The organism is Candidatus Cardinium sp. cBcalN2 (genome assembly GCF_022810445.1).
In the GTDB taxonomy this organism is placed as follows: domain Bacteria; phylum Bacteroidota; class Bacteroidia; order Cytophagales; family Amoebophilaceae; genus Cardinium.
This window is the reverse complement of sequence record NZ_JAACGD010000111.1, coordinates 1-4,947: the sequence shown is the minus strand read 5'-3', so window position 1 is coordinate 4,947 and position 4,947 is coordinate 1. Positions and strand designations below refer to the sequence as shown.

Below are 4,947 nucleotides of genomic sequence, written 5' to 3'. Positions count from 1 at the left end.
TTAAAGAACATTATAATTTAGGCGTTTATGCTTTTGTATCCAATGTCCTAAAAATAGACAAACGAAACCAGTTAGAACATCCTTCTTTACTCTATGTTAAGAATCGATTAGAAAAAGCCATTAAAGAAGAACACATACAGCTTTCTATACTATTTATCAAACTAGCTGAGCGTCTCTATGATTTAAGTCATGCAGAGGGTTATATCCATGTAACAGAGCTCCACCATATGGCCCAAGAAACCCTCAACATAGATGTGCAGATAGCGTTTACCTATTTGGAAACAGAGATAGGAGAGGCGTTAGAAAAAGCCGCTAATGACGCACTTAAAATTGCTAAAACCAAAGAAAAAGAAAGAGAAAAAGAGAAAAGTAAGAACAGAGAGAAAGATAACTAATCCTATACTTGTTTAATAGGAATACTACTGTTCTATTGTATCGGTTTACAAGTTGTTATATAATTAATATTATGTTAAATAAAAAAGTATTTATACAGTGGAGTAGTTTTTAGGCAATAATATTATGGAGCGCTATTTGCGTAGTTTTGAAAGCAAGGCAATCTATTACCATAAGTTTTTTCTAGTAAACTAGCTGTAAAAACCTCTTTCGTATCACCAACAGCTATAACTGTTTGGTTGAGCAGTACAAGCCAATCAAAATAGTTATAAATCGATCCCAAGTCATGATGTACGACCACAATGGTTTTACCTGCTTCTACCATATTTTTTAAGAGGTTAATAACAATTTGTTCTGTCGTAACATCTATGCCTGTAAAAGGTTCATCCATAAAATACAATTCCGCATCTTGCGCCAATGCTCTGGCCAAAAATACCCGTTGTTGTTGTCCTCCAGATAATGCTCCAATTTGTCGCTTGGCAAGATGTGCCATACCTAACTGCTCTAAACACTGCATAGCTATTGCTTTATCTTTCTTGTTAGGACGTTCAAAGAATCCCAATCTATTATACCTGCCCAAAAGGGCAATGTCAAATACAGAAGCAGGAAAATCCCAATCTACTGATTCTTTTTGAGGGACATAACTAATCCGTTTGCGTACCTTATGAACCGGCTCTCCAAATAATTTTATTTCCCCTTTTTGACAAGGAATAAGGCCCATAGCAGCTTTCAATAAGGTAGATTTACCTGCTCCATTAGGACCTATTATACCAATAATTTTATGTGATGGTAACTCAAAACTAACTTTTTTTAATACAGCTTTATTTTGTGTATAGGCAAGGGTTACATCTTTTACATCTACGATAGGCTGTTCTGTTTCCATTATTTTCTTATTTCAGTGCATTAACAATAGTTGCAGCATTGGTACTGATCATGCCACAATAGTTTCCCGCTAAAGTATCCGGTGGGCCAAGTGCATCTGAATAAAGGTATCCTCCTATGGCCACATTATGTCCACGATCAGCACAACCTTCTAAGACAGCTCGCATCGACTTATCTGAAACTGAAGTTTCAAAAAAAACCGCTTTAATATTTCGTTCTACAATAAGCTCTACAATACGTTTAATATCGTTTAATCCACATTCAGCTACAGTAGAAATGCCTTGTAAACCCACTACTTCTATATCATAAGCCTTGCCAAAATAACCAAAAGCATCATGTGCCGTAATCAATACCCGCTGTTGCTTTGGAATAGATTGAATTTGATTCATAACCGATTGGTGCAGCTCCTCTAAAGTTTTCAGATAAGCAGCCGTATTAGCTTGATAATAAGCAGCTGACTCTGGCCTTATGACTTGTAATTTTTGACTGATAAAACCCACTACCTCTTGCCATAGGCTTACATCAAACCAGATATGAGGGTCTATGCCAATAGTACCATCACATAATAGCTTGGTTGTATGGAGGGCATCACTGACTGCATACACTTTCTTTTGTTTGGCTATTTTTTTTAATAGCTGAGTCATTTTTCCCTCTAAATCAAGTCCATTATAAAAAATTATATGTGCATGAATCAACTGCTGCACGTCTTTTTGGGTAGTTTGATAGGTATGGGGATCTATACCAGGACCCATTAGGCTCACTACACGCACATCATCTTTTACAATGTTTTTAACAGCATCTCCTAGCATGCCAGTAGTGGTTAAGATAGTAAATTCTTGGTCTTTACTATTATCTAAACAAGCAGACAAGGTCAAACAAAAAAACAAACAAAAAACCTTATGTAGATATTTAATAAAATTAGTGATCATATTACAATACTATAGCGTTATTAAAATATTATCAGTGATCTTACGGGATATATTAATTTTATATTGGTTATCAATAGTTATATCTGTAGATCCATCAAATTGAATTTTTTCAATAACCGTGATTTTAGCACCTAAATAGATATTTCTTTTACCCAGATATTGCAGAAAAGCAACAGAATCATCTTTAATAGCGCTCACTATACCACTTGCTCCCTCAGATAGATCTGTGAGTAACCATCTAGGCTTATCTATAATCTTGCCATCAGCATTTGGAATAACTATACCATGAGGGCTACAATAGGGATTTCCTAAAAAATGATCGAGCCGATCGATCAGGGTATCACAGTCAATATGTTCTAGTTGTTCTGCGATCTCATGGATTTCACTCCAGCCAAATTTTAATTTATCTACTAAGAAAACTTCCCAAAGCAAATATTTGCGTAGAATCTTTATAGCCGATTCTTTACCTCTATCTGTCAGCGTTACACCTTGGTATTTTCGGTATATAACCAACCCTTTGTTATGTAGCTTCTGTATCATATCGGTAATAGATGCAGCACTAGTATGTAAAAAATCTGCCATGGCGGTAGTGGACACTAAACTTTCTTGTTTCTCAGAAAGCATATAAATGGCCTTTAAATAATTCTCTTCTGCATGGGTATGTTTCATATATATTCGGCACAAATCGAATGGATTTAGTCAAAATTAAATAAATATTTAGACAAATCTAAATAGTAAATTGAAACTTGGTTTCGTATTTCATTTTTGTTGGCTAGGTTGATCACATATTAGTCTAAGTTAAAAATTTATTTAGATTTGTCTAAATAAATTTTTAATTGTAAATCAGAATTAAAAATACTTATTTCGAAGGTAGTTTATAGTAGAAAAGTAAAAAATGGGTAAGAGTAATAGCACGTAAGATCTATTAAGCTTTGTTATTTTATCTACAGCCATAATAGACCTAAATATTATTTTGTTTTAAACACTAAATAAACATGTAATCAGACTTAAATATATAACTATTAAACAAAAGCTTTAATATATAAACTAAGGTATATTTGATATTAAGTTGATACAATCCAATACAAAGCCAAATAAAATATTGGAACAAATAATTTATATACTGATTATCAATTATATAAATACAATTATGAATCTTTTACTTTAAAGTATATTATTTTCAAACAGATAGTAGTGATACATTTGTTTGGTATCATGTTTTTTGTTAGAATTGTAGCTGAATACTTTATGCTTAGTCTTCCTTAGATCTAATAATGTTCAAATGATGAAAACCAAACAACCGATTATTAACCGGCTTGTGCTCTACTTTTTTAGAGGGTTGTTGTTGATTATTCCATTAGGGGCAACACTCTATTTAATTTCATTGGTATTGCGAAAAATAGATGGCTTTATTAGCCTTGGCATTCCAGGTTTGGGCATGTTTATTGTTGTAGCGTCTATAACGTTGTTAGGCTATATAGGTACTACGCTTATGGTTAAGTCAGTATTCTCATTTACAGAATCGCTGATTAAAAAAGTTCCATTTATTCGTGCACTTTACTCCTATTTAAAAGATTTCACATCAGCTTTTGTAAACAGCAAAGGAAAGTTTAATAAGCCTGTTATCATTTTAATGAATAAAACCAGCCAGATCTATAGAATAGGGTTTATTACGAAAGAGTCGCTAGAGGTGCTTTCTATGCCTAATCACGTAGCCGTTTATCTGCCTAATGCTTATGATTTAGCTGGCGTGCTTATTATTGTGCCTCCAGAATTGGTTACTCCTTTGGAATTACCGGGTTCTGAGGTGATGAAGTTTAATTTTTCTGGAGGACTTACACCTCTAAAAGATAGTAATAGTCAAGAGAATATTTAGGAGGGTTGGCAGAGTGGTTTAATGCAACGGTCTTGAAAACCGTCGTGCTTTTAAAGGTACCGAGGGTTCGAATCCCTCACCCTCCTCTACATACTACTTATAGTTCAACTCAGTAGGCTGAAACTGTAGTAGCCGTTCAGCCCCCACCCACGTCTGTTGGTTACACCTAAAAAAGAAACTTGCTTATACCGTTATGATACTCCTGAAAGTTTTGTACTATATCTTAGGAGTGCTTTTGCAGTTATGATCTACACTGTCCCTGGTGCTTAAAGTGCCCGTCGTTCAGCATGGTTTTGGATAAGAGCGGTTGAACCATTGGAGGTAATATAACCCCGACTAGAAGAATGTATTTATTTAGCTGTTCCAAGCTGAAGCACTTCTTTTTTTTATTATAAATTATAAAATGGAAGGCTATGATAAAAAAAGGGAAAAAAGGATATGCATTGCACCTTATTCATCCTAACGCAGCAGGTATTGATATAGGTTCGGAAATACATTATGTATGTGTACCTCAAGGCAGATGTGAACAAAGAGGCCAAAAGTTTAAATGCTTTACAGCAGATCTCCATAATTTAGCCAAATGGTTGAAAACGTGTCAAGTTACAACAGTAGCTATGGAATCAACAGGTGTATACTGGATCCCTCTATTCCAAGTATTAGAGTCTTATGGTTTTACTGTGCTATTAGTGAATGCAAAACATGTAAAAAATGTTCCTGGTAGGAAATCAGATGTACAAGATTGTCAGTTGTTACACCAATTACATAGCTATGGTCTACTCCAAGGATCATTCAGGCCAGATGATGAAATCTGTGTCTTACGTAGCTACATTAGGCAACGAGAAAGCCTGATCAAAACGGCAGCTACGC

Annotated in this window: 5 protein-coding genes, 1 tRNA gene and 1 pseudogene; 4 read left to right on the top strand and 3 right to left on the bottom strand. The window is 34.6% G+C overall.

Annotated features, from left to right (window positions below):
* Positions 1 to 395, top strand: a pseudogene (locus MUW74_RS03425) (hypothetical protein); the annotation flags it as partial.
* A gap of 122 nt (positions 396 to 517) precedes the next feature.
* On the opposite strand, the gene MUW74_RS03420 reads toward MUW74_RS03425, so the two are convergent.
* Genes MUW74_RS03420 through MUW74_RS03410 form a run of 3 tightly spaced genes read right to left on the bottom strand, consistent with a single transcriptional unit; the run spans position 518 to position 2,873 of the window.
* Positions 518 to 1,276, bottom strand: a complete 759-nt coding sequence (locus MUW74_RS03420; RefSeq protein WP_243519000.1) for a metal ABC transporter ATP-binding protein — start codon at positions 1,274 to 1,276, stop codon at positions 518 to 520.
* A gap of 7 nt (positions 1,277 to 1,283) precedes the next feature.
* Positions 1,284 to 2,204 (bottom strand): metal ABC transporter solute-binding protein, Zn/Mn family, encoded by a 921-nt coding sequence (locus MUW74_RS03415; RefSeq protein WP_243519003.1) that lies wholly within the window; start codon positions 2,202 to 2,204, stop codon positions 1,284 to 1,286.
* A 9-nt stretch (positions 2,205 to 2,213) separates the two neighbouring features.
* A complete protein-coding gene (locus tag MUW74_RS03410) occupies positions 2,214 to 2,873 on the bottom strand; it encodes a metal-dependent transcriptional regulator (protein WP_243519006.1) in 660 nt (219 codons plus the stop codon).
* A 616-nt stretch (positions 2,874 to 3,489) separates the two neighbouring features.
* Between MUW74_RS03410 and MUW74_RS03405 the strand changes: the two genes are divergently transcribed.
* The 3 genes from MUW74_RS03405 to MUW74_RS03395 all read left to right on the top strand — a co-directional run.
* Positions 3,490 to 4,080 (top strand): DUF502 domain-containing protein, encoded by a 591-nt coding sequence (locus MUW74_RS03405; RefSeq protein ID WP_243018165.1) that lies wholly within the window; start codon positions 3,490 to 3,492, stop codon positions 4,078 to 4,080.
* A tRNA-Ser gene (locus MUW74_RS03400) sits at positions 4,080 to 4,166 on the top strand. Before MUW74_RS03405 ends, MUW74_RS03400 begins: the two co-directional genes overlap by 1 nt.
* A 327-nt stretch (positions 4,167 to 4,493) precedes the next feature.
* Positions 4,494 to 4,947 (top strand): transposase (locus MUW74_RS03395; RefSeq protein WP_243553068.1); only part of this gene is annotated, 454 nt, incomplete at its 3' end.

Excerpts from the sequence above, each read along its gene's own strand:
- MUW74_RS03405 (WP_243018165.1), top strand. The coding sequence starts at position 3,490 with ATGAAAACCAAACAACCGATTATTAACCGGCTTGTGCTCTACTTTTTT.
- MUW74_RS03420 (WP_243519000.1), bottom strand. The coding sequence starts at position 1,276 with ATGGAAACAGAACAGCCTATCGTAGATGTAAAAGATGTAACCCTTGCC.
- MUW74_RS03415 (WP_243519003.1), bottom strand. The coding sequence starts at position 2,204 with ATGATCACTAATTTTATTAAATATCTACATAAGGTTTTTTGTTTGTTT.
- MUW74_RS03410 (WP_243519006.1), bottom strand. The coding sequence starts at position 2,873 with ATGAAACATACCCATGCAGAAGAGAATTATTTAAAGGCCATTTATATG.